The sequence below is a fragment of the Marinobacter qingdaonensis genome, from assembly GCF_034555935.1.
GTDB classification, from domain to species: domain Bacteria; phylum Pseudomonadota; class Gammaproteobacteria; order Pseudomonadales; family Oleiphilaceae; genus Marinobacter; species Marinobacter qingdaonensis.
Genome location: NZ_JAYDCJ010000003.1, coordinates 726,109 through 742,478, shown reverse-complemented (window position 1 = coordinate 742,478; position 16,370 = coordinate 726,109). Strand labels below are relative to the sequence as shown.

At 65.7% G+C, this 16,370-nt stretch carries 14 protein-coding genes; 6 read left to right on the top strand and 8 right to left on the bottom strand.

Translation table 11 applies throughout. The annotated features are described in order from the left end of the window. Nucleotides 1-182: 182 nt before the first annotated feature. A complete protein-coding gene (locus U5822_RS06560) occupies nucleotides 183-638 on the bottom strand; it encodes a DUF302 domain-containing protein (RefSeq protein WP_322854828.1) in 456 nt (151 codons plus the stop codon). A 170-nt stretch (nucleotides 639-808) separates the two neighbouring features. Here U5822_RS06560 and mltF point away from each other — a divergent pair, with 170 nt between their 5' ends. Next, nucleotides 809-2,176 carry a membrane-bound lytic murein transglycosylase MltF gene (mltF, locus tag U5822_RS06555; protein ID WP_322854827.1) on the top strand — a complete coding sequence of 456 codons (1,368 nt, stop codon included), beginning with the start codon at nucleotides 809-811 and terminating at the stop codon, nucleotides 2,174-2,176. A gap of 59 nt (nucleotides 2,177-2,235) precedes the next feature. Beyond that, entirely contained in the window at nucleotides 2,236-3,303 is a 1,068-nt protein-coding gene (locus U5822_RS06550) for a transporter substrate-binding domain-containing protein (protein WP_322854826.1), read from the top strand. A 1-nt stretch (nucleotide 3,304) separates the two neighbouring features. On the opposite strand, the gene U5822_RS06545 is transcribed toward U5822_RS06550, so the two are convergent. Together U5822_RS06545 and U5822_RS06540 are read right to left on the bottom strand one after the other, a co-directional pair. Further along, the gene (locus U5822_RS06545; RefSeq protein ID WP_322854825.1) at nucleotides 3,305-4,831 is read right to left on the bottom strand and encodes a flavin-containing monooxygenase; all 1,527 of its coding nucleotides are present in this window, start codon (nucleotides 4,829-4,831) and stop codon (nucleotides 3,305-3,307) included. Between the two features lie 92 nt (nucleotides 4,832-4,923). Further along, nucleotides 4,924-5,640 (bottom strand): SGNH/GDSL hydrolase family protein, encoded by a 717-nt coding sequence (locus U5822_RS06540; RefSeq protein WP_322854824.1) that lies wholly within the window; start codon nucleotides 5,638-5,640, stop codon nucleotides 4,924-4,926. A gap of 172 nt (nucleotides 5,641-5,812) precedes the next feature. On the opposite strand from U5822_RS06540, the gene U5822_RS06535 reads away from it, so the two are divergent. Further along, the gene (locus tag U5822_RS06535; protein ID WP_322854823.1) at nucleotides 5,813-6,841 is read left to right on the top strand and encodes a histone deacetylase family protein; all 1,029 of its coding nucleotides are present in this window, start codon (nucleotides 5,813-5,815) and stop codon (nucleotides 6,839-6,841) included. 23 nt (nucleotides 6,842-6,864) lie between these two features. Here U5822_RS06535 and rlmE read toward each other — a convergent pair whose 3' ends face one another. Next, on the bottom strand, nucleotides 6,865-7,485 hold the full coding sequence (gene rlmE, locus U5822_RS06530) for a 23S rRNA (uridine(2552)-2'-O)-methyltransferase RlmE (protein ID WP_322854822.1): 621 nt from the start codon (nucleotides 7,483-7,485) through the stop codon (nucleotides 6,865-6,867). Nucleotides 7,486-7,652: 167 nt separating this feature from the next. Between rlmE and U5822_RS06525 the strand changes: the two genes are divergently transcribed. Further along, nucleotides 7,653-8,387, top strand: a complete 735-nt coding sequence (locus U5822_RS06525) for a TrmH family RNA methyltransferase (RefSeq protein ID WP_322854821.1) — start codon at nucleotides 7,653-7,655, stop codon at nucleotides 8,385-8,387. Here U5822_RS06525 and U5822_RS06520 read toward each other — a convergent pair. The 3 genes from U5822_RS06520 to U5822_RS06510 form a co-directional block, all read right to left on the bottom strand. Continuing rightward, nucleotides 8,381-9,505 carry an ABC transporter substrate-binding protein gene (locus U5822_RS06520; RefSeq protein ID WP_322854820.1) on the bottom strand — a complete coding sequence of 375 codons (1,125 nt, stop codon included), beginning with the start codon at nucleotides 9,503-9,505 and terminating at the stop codon, nucleotides 8,381-8,383. The genes U5822_RS06525 and U5822_RS06520 overlap by 7 nt on opposite strands. Before the next feature lie 181 nt (nucleotides 9,506-9,686). Then, on the bottom strand, nucleotides 9,687-11,273 hold the full coding sequence (gene ahpF, locus U5822_RS06515; protein WP_322854819.1) for an alkyl hydroperoxide reductase subunit F: 1,587 nt from the start codon (nucleotides 11,271-11,273) through the stop codon (nucleotides 9,687-9,689). Between the two features lie 163 nt (nucleotides 11,274-11,436). Further along, on the bottom strand, nucleotides 11,437-14,151 hold the full coding sequence (locus U5822_RS06510) for an HAD-IC family P-type ATPase (protein WP_322854818.1): 2,715 nt from the start codon (nucleotides 14,149-14,151) through the stop codon (nucleotides 11,437-11,439). Nucleotides 14,152-14,294: 143 nt separating this feature from the next. Here U5822_RS06510 and U5822_RS06505 point away from each other — a divergent pair, with 143 nt between their 5' ends. After that, the gene (locus U5822_RS06505) at nucleotides 14,295-15,017 is read left to right on the top strand and encodes a DUF3581 domain-containing protein (RefSeq protein ID WP_322854817.1); all 723 of its coding nucleotides are present in this window, start codon (nucleotides 14,295-14,297) and stop codon (nucleotides 15,015-15,017) included. Nucleotides 15,018-15,065: 48 nt separating this feature from the next. Further along, the gene (locus tag U5822_RS06500; protein ID WP_322854816.1) at nucleotides 15,066-15,542 is read left to right on the top strand and encodes a peroxiredoxin; all 477 of its coding nucleotides are present in this window, start codon (nucleotides 15,066-15,068) and stop codon (nucleotides 15,540-15,542) included. Between the two features lie 129 nt (nucleotides 15,543-15,671). Here U5822_RS06500 and ahpC read toward each other — a convergent pair whose 3' ends face one another. Next, nucleotides 15,672-16,235, bottom strand: coding sequence for an alkyl hydroperoxide reductase subunit C (gene ahpC, locus U5822_RS06495; protein ID WP_322854815.1), 564 nt, complete (start codon nucleotides 16,233-16,235; stop codon nucleotides 15,672-15,674). Between the last annotated feature and the right edge of the window lie 135 nt (nucleotides 16,236-16,370).

Genomic DNA, 16,370 nt, shown 5'->3' with positions numbered 1-16,370 from the left:
AAAAAGACGACTACGATCACGCGCCGCAAGCGGGGTGATGTCCTCTGACAGGTCGTATGGATGGTTCGCAAGACGGCGTTTTGCCGGAAACTGCGGAATCCCTAGAGGCAGGATGCGGGCACACTAACAGAGGCCCCGGGAATAAGCCATAGGTGTTTGCCAGCCCGGGGCCTGTGGATAAGTCAGCGGGTCGCGGCGCTGGCAAAGGCCGCCAGGGCCTTGGTGACCTTATCCAGCACCGGGTCACAGCCTTCGATGCCGTGCCGGGCCTTGAGGTAGGCCGGGTCGTTGTAGCCCAGCCAGACCTGGCCGTCGGCGTCCTGCCAGACCAGCGCCTTCTGGGGCAGATCCGCCGCCACGCTCTGGCTGCACTGCATCAGCGGCGTACCCACTTTCGGGTTGCCGAAGATCACCAGCTCCGTGGGCCGCAGGCTGGCGCCCACCGACTCGGCATTGGCGGCATGGTCAATGCGCGCCATTACGGTCATGCCCTTCTCCGCCAGCACCGCCTCCAGCCGGTCGGCGGTCGCCGCCACGCTGTGGCTGCTTTTGACCACGATCAGCCCGTCCGCCGCCTGCGCCAGGCCGGCAGCGAGCAGCGTCATCAGGGTGATGACCAGGATCCGAATGGTGTTCATAGTCTGTGTCCTCCTGAAAGCCATGCAGCATCAATACTAGACGATGCCCGCAAGTCCGGGGCCCGATCGGATAGGCCGTCAGGGCATCCGATTGGCGCGACAGCGAGTACCATGGAGTACGCCTACGTGTTTATACGTACCAGCCATCACCCAGCAAGAGCGTGGTCATCATGTTTCGATGGAAGTTCTCAAGCAGTCTGCTCGCCCTGCCCCTCCTGATCGCCGGTTGCACCGACGGCTCCGGCCCGCACACCGCGACCGACCTGCAACCGCCCGGTGAGACCGGCGTCCTCAAGGTTGCCACCCGCAACGGATCCACCACCTATTACCTGGACCGTCACGAGAACCCGGTGGGCCCGGAATACACCCTGATCAGCGACTACGCCAGCGCCCGTGGCTGGGAGGTCGAGTGGACCATGCACGACTCCACCCGCGCGGTGCTGCAGTCCCTGGACGCCGGCACCACCCACCTGGCGGCGGCCGGCCTGACCCATCGCCCGTCCCGGACCGAACGCTTTACCCGCGGCCCAGCGCACACCGAGATCACCGAGCAGCTGGTGTGCCACCGGGACGCCCGCCCGCTGCCACGGCTGGCCGAACAGATGCCCGGCACCGAGATTGTGGTCACCGCCGACTCCAGTTACGTCGAAACCCTGAACGGGCTCGCCGACCAGCATCCGGGCATCGAATTTACCGAGGACCCGAAACGGACCACCGAAGTCATCCTGTCGGCGGTGGCCGAACAGGACATCGCCTGCACCGTGGCCGACTCCAACATTGTCCAGGTCATGCGCCGTCATTTCCCCCACCTGGAGGTGGCGATGAATCTCACCGGCGGCCAGAACCTGGGCTGGTACCTGCCAGCCGGCGCCGACGATCTGGCCGCGGACGCCCGGGAATGGATGAACAGCGTCGACGGCGACGAAGCCCTGGGTCGCATGGAAAATCGCTACTACGCCTACATCGGGGATTTCGACTTCGTGGATCTCCGGGCCCTGAATCGCCGGATCGAGGAGCGCCTGCCTGAGTTCATCGATGAGTTCCGGGAAGCCGAGGCCAAAACCGGCATGCCGGCGGACCTGCTGGCGGCGCTGTCGTACCAGGAATCGCACTGGGACCCGGAGGCCAAGTCGCCCACCGGAGTGCGCGGCATCATGATGCTGACCCAGAGAACCGCAGAATCCCTGGGTGTGGATAACCGGCTCGATCCGGACGCGGCCATTGATGGCGGCGCCCGCTACCTGGCGGACCGGCACCAGCGTCTGCCGGACACCATCCCCGAGCCGGACCGCACCTTCCTGGCCCTGGCCAGCTACAACATCGGCCGCGGCCACCTGCTGGATGCCCGGGAGCTGGCCCGCTCGCTGAACAAAAACCCGGACTCCTGGCAGGACATGGTTGAGGTGTTACCCCTGAAAGCCGACAAGCGGTACTATCCCAGCACCCGCTACGGGTATGCCCGCGGCTACGAGCCGGTGCACTACGTGCAACGGATCCGCAACTACCGGGATGTGATTCAAGCCGCCTTCGTCGACTAACCACTGCCAGACTAACCACGACCAAAGGAGAGCGCGGTCGCCAGCGACCGCCCGACACCATGCCAAAACGGATCCTGTTCTGCCTTGCCCTACTCGCTCTGACCCTCACCGCCCAGGCGGCCCAGGACGAGGCGCCCCTGCGGGTGGGCATCACCGAGGTACCACCGTTCGTAATGAAAACCGGGGACGGACGCTGGGAAGGCATCAGCATCGACCTCTGGCGCGCCGTTGCCGACGGCATGGAGCGGGAGTTCGAATGGGTGCCGCTGGCATTTCCGGATCTGCTGACCGCCACCGAGCAGGGCACCATCGATGTGGCGGTGGGCGCGCTGACCATGACCGCGGACCGGGAGAGCCGGTTCGATTTCAGCCACCCGTTCTACACCACCGGACTCTCGATCGCGGTGCCGCCGCAGCCGGAGCAGAGTCTGCTGGGCAGCCTCAAGGCGATGATCAGCTGGCAGTTCCTCAGCGTGGTGCTGGCCCTGGGCGGCTTGCTGCTGGCGGTGGGTTTTCTGCTGTGGCTGGTGGAGCGCCGGAAGAATCCGGACCAATTCGGCGGTTCGGCCGCCGAGGGCATTGGCGCCAGTTTCTGGTGGGCGGCGGTGACCATGACCACCGTGGGCTATGGCGACAAGGCCCCGGTGTCTTTCACCGGCCGGCTGATTGCCCTGGTCTGGATGTTTGCCGGTTTGATCATGGTGGCCAGCTTCACCGCGGCCATCACCTCGTCGTTGACGGTCAACAACCTGCGATCCGGCATTGAGGGCGTCGACGACCTGCCCGGCAACGTCTTGGCGACCATTGACAACACCGCCAGCCAGCGCTTTCTGGAGGAGCAGCGCATTCGCTACCGGTCCTACCCGAATCTGACCGCCGCCATGGTGTCGGTGGCCGAGGGCGAGACCGATGCCATCGTCTACGACCGGGCGCTGCTGCGCTACCGCAACCAGCAGCTGGGGGTCCGGAAACTCACCATTCTGCCCGGCATTTTTGCCGAACAGCTCTACGCCCTGGCCATGCCCGAAGGCCACCCGCTGCGGGCCCGGGTGTCGCAGCAAATCCTGCGCATGACCGAGTCCGACGGCTGGGCCGGGGTCCAGGCCAGCTACCTGGGCAACGAGTAGGTCAGGAGCCGAACAACGCCGAGCGCAGCGGCCGCAGGAACCCGCCCGAGGCCGGCGCCCGGGCGTGGGTGCGCTTGCCGTCGAATTCCAGGTAGCCGTCCTCGATCGGATCGAAGCGCAGGATTTTCACGTCCTCGAGGTAGTTCTGGCCTGCCCGCCAGGGCCCGTGGGTGCCCTGGCGCGGCAGCCGGTCGGCGGCGCGCCGGATGTAGCCGGCATTGAGCGAGCCCAGCACGGTCTCGTCGCTGGCACTGTTCTCGGTGTCCCGGGCCACCACGGTCTGATGCCCGCGCCGGTCCATCAGGTTCATCAGCCGGCACAGGTACTCGGCGGCGATGTCCACCTTCAGGGTCCAGGAGGCGTTGGTGTAGCCGTAGATCATGGCGGCGTTGGGCAGGCCCTCCACCATCACGTTCTTGTACACCACCCGATCCCGGAGTTGCAGTTCCTGGCCATCCACCCGCGGCCGGATGCCGCCGAGCATCTGGATGTCCAGGCCGGTGGCCGGGACGATGATGTCGGCCTCGAGAAAGGCCCCGGATTTCAGTCGGATGCCAGTCTCGGTAACGCGCTCGATATGATCGGTGGCGATGGACGCGGTGCCGGCCCGCAGGGCGTGGAACAGGTCGCCGTCCTTGACCACACACAGGCGCTGGTCCCAGGGATCGTAGTCCGGGGTGAAATGGCGCATGTCGGCCACGCCGGCCACCTGGCGCCGGATGATGCCCAGAAACACCTTGCGCATGAGTTTCGGATTCTTGCGCGAGCGCTGGTACAGGAAACGGGCGATGGCGACGTTACGGGCCCGGGTCAGCCGGTAGGCCAGCCGGTCCGGCAGGACCTTCTGCAGGCCCAGGGCCAGCTTGTCGGAGGACGGCAGCGGCATCAGGTAGGTCGGGGAACGCTGCAGCATGGTGACGTGCCCGGCCTGCTGGGCCAGGGTCGGCACCAGGGTGATGGCGGTGGCGCCGCTGCCGATGACCACGACGTTCTTGCCGGCGTAATCCAGGTCCTCGGGCCAGTGCTGGGGGTGGACCATCCGACCCTGGAAGGTCTCGGCCCCCGGGAAATCCGGCTGGTAGCCCTGATCATAGTTGTAGTAACCGGTGCAGCCGATGAGGAAGTTGGCGGTGTAGGTGACCGGCTCGCCCGTCGCCTCGTTGCGGGCGGTCAGGGTCCAGACCTTGTTGACGCTGGACCAGTCGGCGTCGGTCACGGCCTGGCCGAAGCGGATGTGGCGCTCGACGTCGTGCTCCCGGGCCGTCGCCTGGACATAGCCCTTGATCGAGGCGCCATCGGCCAGCACCTTGTCGCCCACCCAGGGCCGGAAGTTGTAACCGAAGGTGAACATGTCGGAATCGGAGCGGATGCCCGGGTAGCGGAACAGGTCCCAGGTGCCACCGAGGGCCTGGCGGCGTTCGAGGATGGCGAAGGATTTGCCGGGGCATTCCCGGCGCAGGTGGCAGGCCATGCCAATGCCGGATACCCCGGCGCCAATGATCGACACATCGAAATGTTGCTCGCTCATGTCCGGCCTCGTGCGGTCGTCGTTGTTATTTTGATCAGGCGTTGGCCCCAAGATATCCCAGCCGGGACCGGCAGGGAATCGGCCGACTGGTCTTAGCGGGCCATTGTATGCGCGGCGTCACAGATGGCGGTGGCGGCATGGTCGGCCCAGAGCTGATAGGCCTCCCGGCCGGGGTGAAAGCCGTCGGCGGCCAGGTAGCCCGGCTCCAGCGGGAAGCCCACCGACAGGTAGCGGGTCTGGGCCTGATCGGCGCAGAACGCCGCCATCAGGGCGTTCAACTGCCGGGCCCGCAGCCCCAGGTACCACCGCAAGGGCTGCGGCAGGGCCGGAAACAGATGCATGGGCGGGATTGCGGTGAACAGGATCTGGCGGGCGCCAAACCGGCCCGCCAGCAGGCCGGACACCTCGTGCAGGTGCGCCAGCCAGGGCCGGTCGGCGGTGCGGCCGGTGACGTCGTTGACCCCCATCGACACCAGCACCACATCGAAGCGCTGGCTCGGTGCCTGTTGCAGGACCCGCAGCAAATCCCCGGAGGTTCGGCCGGTTTCCGCCCAGAGCTGCCAGTGGAGCCGGAACTCCCGGCCCAGGCTGGCCACCAGGCGCCCGGCCAGGGCCTCATCCTGGCGCTCCACGCCCACCCCGGCGGCCGCCGAATCACCCAGGATCAGCAGGCGCAGCGCCGGGCCGGCCCCCAGCTCACCGGCGCGTTCGCCCTCGGCCTCGGGCAGACGCGGCGTCACCCGGCGCACGTACCGGCCCTGCCCCAGCAACAGCGGGCCAAGCGCGAGGGTCGAGAGCGGATAGAGCATGGTAAAGGGTCCCATGGTGGCTGGCCCGTCGTGGTTGCAAGGACGGGCCGGGGGAATGGACAAACCATAGCCCAGCCCGCCCGCCACCGGCAACAAATGCCGGTAGGGGTTTGAGCCTGACCCGACGCTATGCCACAGTTCCGGGCTCATCCACAGCGGAAGTCCCGACCCCATGAAAACCGTGTTCTCCCTCCTGCACAGCCGGCGTGCCGTCAAGACCGAACTGGACGGTGGCGTCCTGATCGAGCCCCACGAAAAGCCGTCCCGGGCCGAAACCATCCTGGCCCGGGTCAAGGGCCAGGCCCTGGGGGAGATCCTGGAACCGGAGGAATTCGGCCTGGATCCCATCCGCCGGGTCCACAGCGCCGATTACGTCGAGTTCCTGGAGCACTGCTGGACCGACTGGCTCGCCGCCGGCAAACCGGGCGAAGCCATTCCGGCGGTCTGGTGCGGGCGCGGCATGCGCGCCCGGGTGCCCAAGGACATCGACGGCCGGCTGGGCTATTACAGCTTTGCCGCCGAAACCTCGATTTCCGACGGCACCTGGGAGGCGGCGCGGGCCTCGGCCAATGTCGCCCTGACCGCGCAGAAACTGGTGGCCGGCGGCGAACGGGCCGCCTTTGCCCTGTGCCGGCCCCCGGGCCATCATGCCCACGCCGACCTGTTTGGCGGCTACTGTTTCTTCAACAACGCCGCCATCGTGGCCCAGGCGTTCCGGGACCAGGGCGCGCAACGGGTGGCCATCCTCGACGTCGATTTCCACCACGGCAACGGCACCCAGGCCATCTTCTACCAGCGCCGGGATGTCCTGACCCTGAGCCTGCACGGCGACCCGGACTTGGTGTTCCCGCATTTCCTGGGGTTTGAGGACGAAACCGGCGAGGGCGAGGGTGAGGGCTACAACCTCAACCTCGTCTACCCACCCGGCACGCCGTACGCGGTCTGGAGCCAGGGCCTGGAAACCGCCTGCCAGCGCATCGCCGGGTTCCAGCCGGATGCCCTGGTGGTGGCGCTGGGTGTGGATACCTTCGAGGAGGATCCGATTTCCTTCTTCAAGCTGAAATCGGACGATTACCTGACCCTGGGCCAGCGCCTGCAGCGCCTGGGACTACCCACGGTGTTCACCATGGAAGGCGGGTACGATGTCGACGCCATCGGCGTCAACGCGGTGAACGTGATGCAGGGCTTTGATCGGGGCTGAGCCCCGCGCCGGGGGCGTCGGGCTCAGCCCTTGAAGCCCTTGCCGAGGATGTAGACTTCCCGGGACCGGGAACGCGAGGAGTCGGGCTTGCGCACCACCACCTTGTCGAAGCTGGCCCGCACGGCTTTCAGGTAGTCGTCGTAGCCCTCGCCCTGGAACACCTTGGCCAGGAAGCTGCCCTTGGGTTTGAGCACCTGGTTGGCCATGTCCAGGGCCAGTTCCACCAGGTACATGGACGCGGCCTGATCGGCCACGGCCACGCCGCTGATGTTGGGCGCCATGTCGGAGATGACCACATCCACCGGGCTGTCGCCCAGGGTGGCCATGATGTCGTCGAACACCGCGTTTTCGGTGAAATCGCCCTGGATGAACTCGACCCCGGCGATCGGATCCATTGCCAGGATGTCGGAGGCGATCACCCGGCCCTTGTGGCCCACCAGCTTGGCCGCCACCTGGGACCAGCCGCCGGGCGCCGAACCCAGGTCCATGACCACCATGTTGGGGTGAATCAACCGGTCCTTCTTGTTGATTTCCAGCAGCTTGTAGCTGGCGCGCGAACGGTAGCCGTCCACCTGCGCCTGTTTCACGAAGGGGTCGTTGACGTGTTCTTCCAGCCAACGGTTGCTGCTTTTGGATCGGGCCATGGGGATTCAGTCGTGTCGGGAAACTAAGCCGCTATTGTACGTGCCGCGCCCGGCGCCGGCAAAATCCTGACATCCGGCCCGCACGCACGTACAATCGGCGTCTCCCTGCCGCCCTCTGTCCCGACCGGATGGCCCGGGCGGCGCCAGCGCATCAACGGGCGATTGCCGTGAAACTGACCGACATCCGGAAACTGCACCAGAAAAAATACCGCCAGTCCCTGGGCCACTACCTGGTGGAGGGCGAGCACCTGGTGCTGGAACTGGAGAAAGCCGCGGCCCGGCAGCCCGGTCTGAACCAGGCCGAACTTTACGTTACCGACGCCTACGGCGACTGGCGCAGCCCGTTCCCGACCCACCGGGTCAGCGACCGCCAGATGGCGCAGCTGGCCGACACCCGCACTCCCCAGGGCATCCTGGCGGTGGTGCCCATGCCCGAACCGGGCCATCGCCCGGTCACCCAGGCGGGCGAGAAGGCCATCTATTTGCACCAGGTTCAGGACCCCGGCAACCTTGGCACCATCCTGCGGACCCTGGCCTGGTTTGGCGGCTTTCGCTGCCTGCTCAGCCCGGGCAGTGTCGATCCTTACAACCCCAAGGTGGTGCGCGCCAGCATGGGCGCGCTGTTCCATGTCCCGCTGGAAATCGAGGTTCCCCTGTCCCAGCTGGCCAAGCGTTACCGCCGCATCGCCTGTCTGGACCTCCAGGGCGAGGCCCTGACCGCACCGGCGTTCCGGCAGCACGACTGTTACCTGTTCGGCAACGAGGCCCGGGGCGTGCCGCAGGAGGCCCTGGCGGATCTGGCCGCCACCCCCTTCACCATCGCCGGGGCCGGCGCCATTGAATCCCTCAATCTGGCCACCTCGGTCAACATCTGCGCCTACGAACTGGTGCGCGCTCAGTAACCGCTGGCCACCGCGCCCTGATCGTTCAACGCCGCCGCAAAGGCATCCAGCAAGGCATCCGCGCTCTGTCCCTCCCGGCTACGGTCCGGGTTCAGTGCCCGGCTGAACTGGTCGAACCGGACCCGCTGCCAGTTGCCCGGGGCGAGAATCCGTTCCACCCACGCCAGGTTGCTCCGGGTGGCCGGCTCCAGCTGGTAACTCAGCATCGCCGAGGACCCGGCGAAATCAGCGCCCCGGTGGTAGTCGTGCAGCAACAGCATCAGCAGCCCGCCGCCCATGAAGTGCCGCCCCAGGCTGACCGCCAGGTCGCCATCCCGGATGGCCGCCAGGGCCCGGGGTTCCCAGTCGATACCGCCGACCACCAGATCCACGCCCGGCTGCAGACCGGCCGAGCGGGCCGCGGCAATGGCGCCCAGGGCCATGCCGTCGCTGGCGTTCCAGATCGCGGTGGCCGTGGGGTAACGTTTGAGCAGCACCCGGGTCTTCTTGTGCGCCTCGGCTTCGCTCCAGTCCGCGTGCACCAGTTGGGACAGCGCCGCCTCCTGGCTCTCCACCACGGTCAGCAGACCCAGATTGCGATCGGTCGCGGCCGAGGAGTCCAGGGTGCCGGTCAGCGCGATCATCGCCGGCGCCGTGGCGGGCGCGCGCCCGGTCAATTGTCGGGCCTGCTGCCCGAGGAGCTGGGCCAGGGCCTTGCCGCCGCCGACATTGTCCGGCGCCAGATGGCCAATCCAGTTGGCGACCTGCTCCCGGGGCAGACCCAGCAGCTCCCGGGTTTCCTCGGGCACGTCGGTGTTGAAGGTGAACACCTTGACCCCGGCCTCACTGGCCAGGGCCACCATGCGCGCGGTCACGTTCTCCTTACACATGAACACCAGATACTCAGGTTTGTCCGGCCGCGCCAGCACCTCTTCCGCCAGCTGCAGATAGCTCAACCGGTGCCGTTTCTGGTCGGTCACCACCTCCAGCTCCACGTCCAGATCGTCGGCCACGGCCTGCATAAAGCCCGAGACCAGGCCCCAGAACCGGGAGGTATCCGGCGACAGGAACACCACCCGGGCCGGTTCGGCCGCGGCCAGGGCTGGCGCCGCGGTCAGCCAGGCCAGCAGGCAAAACATCCAGATTGTCCAACGTCCGTTCACGGCACCCAGTCTCCACACCCATAGCCGGTCCAATATCCACGGGAACCCGGGCGGAGGTCAAGCTGGGCCAGCGGGCGCGGTCGGCAATCGGAGACAAAAAAAGGGGCGTCGGATCGCTCCGACGCCCCTGCTCTCTCACCCGGAGTGGTCCCCGGTATCAGGCGGCCTGCTCTTCGTCGTCTTCCGCCGAGTTGCGGATGAGGAAGTCGAAGGCGCTCAGGGCGGCCTTGGACCCCTCGCCCATGGAAATGACGATCTGCTTGTACGGCACGGTGGTGGCATCGCCGGCGGCAAAGACACCCGGAATGGAGGTCTCGTTGCGGTCGTTGACGATGATTTCACCGTGCTGGCTCAGCTCGATGTCGCCTTTCAGCCACTCGGTATTCGGCACCAGGCCGATTTGTACAAACACCCCTTCCAGGGAGATGTGGTGCTCCTCACCCGAAGTCCGGTCCTTGTAGTTCAGGCCGTTGACCTTGCCATTGTCACCGGTGATTTCGGTGGTCTGGCCGGAGGTGATGATTTCCACGTTCTTCAGGCTGCGCAGCTTCTTCTGCAGCACCTCATCGGCGCGCATCTCGGCCCCGAACTCGATCAGGGTCACGTGACCGACGATACCGGCCAGGTCGATGGCGGCCTCAACGCCGGAGTTACCGCCGCCGATCACGGCCACGCGCTTGCCCTTGAACAGCGGGCCGTCACAGTGCGGGCAGTAGGCCACGCCCTTGTTGCGGTACTCGTCCTCGCCGGGCACGCCCAGCTGGCGCCAACGTGCGCCGGTGGACAGCACCAGGGTCCGGGCCTTGAGTGAGCCGCCGTTGGCCAGGCGCACCTCGTGGGCCAGCCCCGGCTTGGCCGCCGGAATCAGTTTCTCGGCGCGCTGCATGTTCATGATATCGACGTCGTATTCCTTGACGTGCTGCTCCATGGCACCGACCAGTTTCGGGCCCTCGGTGTATGGCACGGAGATCAGGTTCTCGATACCCATGGTGTCGGCCACCTGGCCACCGAAACGCTCGGCGGCGATACCGGTGGAGATGCCCTTGCGCGAAGCGTAGATCGCGGCCGAGGCGCCCGCCGGGCCGCCACCGATCACCAGCACCTCGAAGGTGTCCTTCTGGTTGATCTTCTCGGCCTCTTTTTCATCGGACTTGGTGTCCAGGCGCGCGACAATCTCTTCCAGGGTCATGCGGCCCTGGCCCCAGGCTTCGCCGTTCAGGTACACGCTCGGCACCGCCATAACCTCACGCCGCTCGACCTCGTCCTGGAACAGGGCGCCGTCGATGGAGGTGTGCTTGATGTTGGGGTTGAGCACACTCATCAGGTTCAGGGCCTGGACCACGTCCGGGCAGTTCTGACAGGACAGGGAGAAGTAGGTCTCGAACTCGAACGAGCCCTCGAGCTCCTGCACCTGCTCGATCACTTCTTGGGCCGCCTTGGATGGGTGACCACCAACCTGCAGCAGGGCCAGCACCAGGGAGGTGAATTCGTGGCCCATGGGAATACCGGCAAAGCGGACCCCGATGTCGCTGCCGATGCGGTTGATGGCGAAGGACGGCCGGCGCACGTCGTTCGACTCTTCGGTCCGCAGACTGATCTTGTCGGACATGGGCTCCAGCTCTTCCAGCAGCTGCCTGAGCTCCTGGGACTTGTCGCTGTCATCGTAAGCCGCCACCAGCTCGATCGGCTGCTGCAGCTTGTCCATGTACGCTTTCAATTGCTCCTTGATACCGGCATCCAACATAAAACGCTTTCCTCTCTGGTTACTGTGAAACCAACGGATTGATTTGTAACTTGGTTCAGAACTCAACTGCTGCCAAAGATAAGGGTTGGCCGGCGAGGCCTCAAATTGATTGGCCCAACCTGTTTGATAGATGTTTGCTATACGGCGGGCATACGTTGATAGTTCATACCCGATTTTGCCCCACCTGCCCCCGCCGGCCCAGCCGCAGCCGCAGTTGTTTTTCCCCTTCCAGGGCCAGGAACAGCAGCACCCCGACCCCCAGGATCAACACCAAGGCGGACAGTGGCATGGCTTCGGTCCGAAACACCCGTTGCAACGCCGGCACGTAGGTCAGCGCCATCTGCCCGACCAGCACCAGGGCCACGGCCAGCCACACCGGTTGCGAGCCCAGCAGGCGGCGCCAGGTCAGCCGGGGCAGGGCCAGATTGCGGATAAACAACAGCTGGAACACTTCCATCGCCACCAGGGTGTTCATGGCCATGGTCTGCGCCAGGGCAACGCTGTAGCCCTGGGCCAGGGCCAGGCGGTACACCCCGAATACCCCCACCAGGAACAGGGTCGCCACCAGCAGGATGTACCAGACCAGGCGGCCGGTGAGCAGGGGCTGATTGCGCGGTCGCGGTGGCCGCTGCATAACGTCAGTCTCGCCGGCCTCAAACGCCAGGGCGATGCCCAGGGTGACCGCGGTCACCATGTTGACCCACAGGATCTGGATCGGCGTCACCGGCAGGGCCAGCCCGGCCAACAGGGCCAGCAGGATGACCGACGCCTCGCCGGCGTTGGTGGGCAGGGTCCAACCGATCACTTTGCGGATATTGTCGTGGATGATGCGGCCCTCGCGCACCGCCGCCACGATGGAGGCAAAGTTGTCGTCGGCCAGGACCAGTTCCGCGGCTTCCTTGGCCGCTTCGCTGCCTTTCTGGCCCATGGCGATGCCGATGTCGGCGCGCTTGAGCGCGGGCGCATCGTTGACCCCGTCGCCGGTCATGGCAATAACCTGCCCCCGGGCCTGCAGGGCCGTCACCAGCCGCAGCTTGTGTTCGGGACTGGTGCGGGCAAAAACATCGGTGTCCGGGATCACCGACGCCAGTTGCGACTCGGTGAGCCCGTCCAACTCCACCCCGGTGAGCACCCGCTCGGGCTGTTCCAGACCGATGGCCCGGGCAATGGCCTGGGCCGTGGCGCCGTGGTCACCGGTGATCATCTTGACCCGAATGCCGGCGCTGCGGCACTCGGCCACGGCGGCCACCGCTTCCGGCCGGGGCGGGTCCAGCAGGCCAACCAGTCCCAGCAGCACCAGCCCCTCTCCCAGGTCCGACCGGGCCAGCACCACCTGTCCGGCCGACACCGGGCGCAGCGCCAACGCCAGCACCCGCTGGCCCTGGGCGGCAATGGCCCCGACCTGCGCCAGCCACCAGACCCGATCCAGCGGTGCACCGGTCAGGTCCTTGGCGCGCTGTTCGGTGCACAGGTCGAGCAGGGTCTCCGGCGCGCCCTTGACCAGGACGCAGGCCTGATTCTGATGATTGTGGTGCAGGGTCGCCATGTAGCGGTAGTCGGTGTCGAAGGGAATGGCATCGGTCCGGGTCCACTGCTGCTTCAAGACCCCGGCGGACAGGCCAAGACGGGTGGCAAACGACAGCAGGGCCCCCTCCATGGGATCGCCCTCCACCCGCCAATCGCCGTTGCCGTGCTGCAACTCGGCGTCGTTGCACAGGCCGGCCACTCGGGCCAGCTCCTGCAGGCGTGGGTCGGCGTCGGCGACAACCACCCGACCGTCCTCCATCAGGGTGCCGTCCGGACCATAGCCGGCGCCGTCCACGGTCAACTGTCGCGCCGCGGTGACGACCGTTACCACGTTCATTTCGTTGCGGGTCAGGGTGCCAGTCTTGTCCGAGCAGATCACCGATACCGCGCCCAGGGTCTCGATCGCCGGCAACCGGCGAACGATGGCATGGCGCCGGGCCATGGCCTGGACCCCGACCGCCAGGGTGATGGTCAGCACCGCTGGCAAACCTTCCGGAATCGCCGCGACCGACAGTCCGACCACGGCCATGAACAGGTCGGCGAAGCCATAGTCCAGCCACCAGTGGCCGTAGACCAGCATCAGCACCGCCAGGGTCAGGATGAACAGGGTCAGCCAGCGGGCGAACACCTGCATCTGGGCCACCAGGGGGGTGGTCAGCTGCTCGACCCCCGCCAGCAAGTGGCCGATGCGCCCAATTTCGGTCTCGGCGGCCGTGGCTACCACCACCCCGGTGGCCTGACCGGTGACCACCGAGGTGCCGCTGAAGGCCATGCAACTGCGGTCACCCAGTGCCAGATCGCCGGCCACGGGCTCGGTCCGCTTGTCCACCGGGACCGATTCGCCGGTCAGGATGGCCTCCTGCACCCGCAGCTCGTGGCTTTTGAGCAGGCGCAGATCGGCCGGCACCCGGTCCCCCGCCTCCAGCAACACTATGTCGCCGGGCACCAGGTCGGCGCTGGCCAGGGTGCGCCGGTGGCCGGCCCGCACCACCGAGGCCTGAAGCGCCAGCAGGGTTCGCAGCGCGGCCATGGCCTTCTCCGCCCGCCCCTCCTGCAGGTCACCGATGACCGCGTTCAGCACCACCACCGCTAGGATGACTGAGGTATCCAACCAGTGGCCGAGCAACGCGGTCATGGCCGCCGCCACCAGCAACACGTAGATCAGCACGTGATGAAACTGGCCCAGGAAACGGCGCAGGTGGCTGCGTCCGGGCGGCTCTGGCAGGCGGTTGGGACCATACTGGCGGGTCCGGGCCACCACCTCCGACTCGGTCAGTCCGGACCAATCGCTGCCCAGCTCGGTCAGAACCTGAGCCGGGGATAACTCCTGCCAGGGCTTGCTGGATGGCACCGCAACCTCCAACTCTGTGGCCGCTCTCCAGCTTTCACTTTAGGACGAATAGCGCATGTTGGGATGGATTGGACTCAACTATCATGGAGGGAGCATCTCAGGCCAACTCGCATTTTCAACTCCGCGATCAGATAAGGCAGCACATGTTCCTAGACCGCTTTCACACCATTGAGGACGGGCGTGTTCACATCAACGCGCTCCAGGCCAGCCGATTCGCCAAGGAAATTGCCGGCGATTTCAACCCGATCCACGACCCGGACGCACGCCGGTTCTGTGTCCCGGGTGATCTGCTGTTCGCGGTGGTCCTGTCCCGGTTTGGCCTGTCCACCGCCATGACCTTCCAGTTCAAGAACCTGCTCGGCGATGGGGTGGCGCTGGAATTCCGCGAACCGGCGCCGGACACCATTGAGGTCTGCGACCAGAACGGCAAGGTATATCTGGAAGTGACCCGCAGCGGCCCGGTAACCCGCGACGAGACCCTGATCGAGGATTTCACCCGCTGCTACGTCGCCGCCTCGGGCAAGAATTTCCCGCACACCCTGCAGCCGCTGATGGAATCCAAGGGGGTGATGTTCAACCCCGACCGGCCCATGGTGATGTACGAGAGCATGAGTCTGGCGCTGGAGCGCCTGGACGCCGTGTCCCTGGATCTTGAGCTGCACGACGCCGATCTGGAGGCCAATGGCAAACGAGGCAATGTCACCCTGGAATACCGCCTGCTGTCCGACGGCCAGCCGGTGGGCGAGGTCGCCAAGCGGCTGGTGCTGGGCGGGCTCCGGCCCTACTGCCCGGACGCCATGGCCGGCGTCCTGGAGGAGTTCTACCGACTCAAGGCCCGGGGCGTGGACTACGGCAGCACCCCGTAACCGGCGGATTTGACCAACCCAACCCGAACAACAACGGAGACCCGAACAATGGCGATTCAGGTAGGCGATCGACTGCCCGATGTAGAACTGCAGGTGATGGGCGAGAACGGCCCGGAGAAGGTCAGCACCGGCCAACTGTGTGCCGGTCAGAAAGTGGTGATTTTCGCGGTGCCCGGCGCCTTCACGCCGACCTGCTCGGCCGCGCACCTGCCCGGCTTCGTGGTCGACGCCGACAAGATCAAGGCCAAGGGCGTGGATCGCATCATCTGCACCTCGGTCAACGACACCTTTGTGATGGACGCCTGGGGCAAGGCCCACAACGCCGAGGAAATCGTCATGCTGGCCGATGGCATGGGCGACTTCGCCAAGGCCCTGGGACTGACCCAGGATCGCACGGCCAACCAGATGGGCATTCGCAGCCAGCGTTACGCCATGATCGTCGACGACGGCGTGGTCAAGCTGCTCAATATCGATGAGAAGGGGCTGGAATCGACCAGCTCGGAAGCCATCCTGGCGGCGCTCTGAGGCGCGGTGGTTTGATTCCGCCGTTTTTTCTGAGCCCAAACGCAACGAACCCCGGAAAACCGGGGTTCGCTGGTGGTATCGGGCCCGCTTGGCAGACCCTCTACGCGGCGTTTACCTGAGGGGTAACGCTTAGATCTTGCCGACCAGGTCCAGAGACGGAGCCAGAGTCTCTTCGCCTTCTTTCCACTTGGCCGGGCAGACTTCACCCGGGTGCTTACGCACGTACTGGGCAGCCTTGACCTTGCGCATCAGGTCGTCGGCGTCACGGCCGATGCCTTCCGCGGTGATTTCCATCGCCTGGATCACGCCATCCGGATCGATCAGGAAGGTCGCGCGATCTGCCAGGCCCTGGCCTTCACGCATCACACCGAAGTTGTTGGTGATGGTGCCGGTCTGGTCGCCAACCATGTAGTAGTTGATCTTACCAATGGTCTCGGACGCATCGTGCCACGCCTTGTGGGTGAAGTGAGTGTCGGTGGACACGGAGAACACTTCGACGCCCAGCTTCTGCAGCTCTTCGTACTTGTCGGCCACGTCGCCCAGCTCGGTCGGGCATACGAACGTGAAGTCGGCCGGGTAGAAGAAGAATACCGCCCACTTGCCTTTCACGTCGGCTTCGCTGATCTCAACGAACTCGCCCTGTTTGAAGGCAGTTGCGTTGAACGGCTTAATCTCGCTGTTGATGATGCCCATACAAGAACACTCCTCATGGATGAATTAACGGAACGATTAATTTACGGCGCCCAGACTAACGATTCGTGACGCCCGGATAAAATTGATAATTCCCAATCTTAAGATAGGCACTGCCTATTTCAAGCCAGCACCCTG

What these genes read in the sequence shown, in the direction of transcription:
- U5822_RS06560 (WP_322854828.1), bottom strand. Translation starts at nt 638, where the DNA reads ATGAACACCATTCGGATCCTGGTCATCACCCTGATGACGCTGCTCGCT.
- mltF (WP_322854827.1), top strand. Translation starts at nt 809, where the DNA reads ATGTTTCGATGGAAGTTCTCAAGCAGTCTGCTCGCCCTGCCCCTCCTG.
- U5822_RS06550 (WP_322854826.1), top strand. Translation starts at nt 2,236, where the DNA reads ATGCCAAAACGGATCCTGTTCTGCCTTGCCCTACTCGCTCTGACCCTC.
- U5822_RS06545 (WP_322854825.1), bottom strand. Translation starts at nt 4,831, where the DNA reads ATGAGCGAGCAACATTTCGATGTGTCGATCATTGGCGCCGGGGTATCC.
- U5822_RS06540 (WP_322854824.1), bottom strand. Translation starts at nt 5,640, where the DNA reads ATGCTCTATCCGCTCTCGACCCTCGCGCTTGGCCCGCTGTTGCTGGGG.
- U5822_RS06535 (WP_322854823.1), top strand. Translation starts at nt 5,813, where the DNA reads ATGAAAACCGTGTTCTCCCTCCTGCACAGCCGGCGTGCCGTCAAGACC.
- rlmE (WP_322854822.1), bottom strand. Translation starts at nt 7,485, where the DNA reads ATGGCCCGATCCAAAAGCAGCAACCGTTGGCTGGAAGAACACGTCAAC.
- U5822_RS06520 (WP_322854820.1), bottom strand. Translation starts at nt 9,505, where the DNA reads ATGTTTTGCCTGCTGGCCTGGCTGACCGCGGCGCCAGCCCTGGCCGCG.
- ahpF (WP_322854819.1), bottom strand. Translation starts at nt 11,273, where the DNA reads ATGTTGGATGCCGGTATCAAGGAGCAATTGAAAGCGTACATGGACAAG.
- U5822_RS06505 (WP_322854817.1), top strand. Translation starts at nt 14,295, where the DNA reads ATGTTCCTAGACCGCTTTCACACCATTGAGGACGGGCGTGTTCACATC.
- U5822_RS06500 (WP_322854816.1), top strand. Translation starts at nt 15,066, where the DNA reads ATGGCGATTCAGGTAGGCGATCGACTGCCCGATGTAGAACTGCAGGTG.
- ahpC (WP_322854815.1), bottom strand. Translation starts at nt 16,235, where the DNA reads ATGGGCATCATCAACAGCGAGATTAAGCCGTTCAACGCAACTGCCTTC.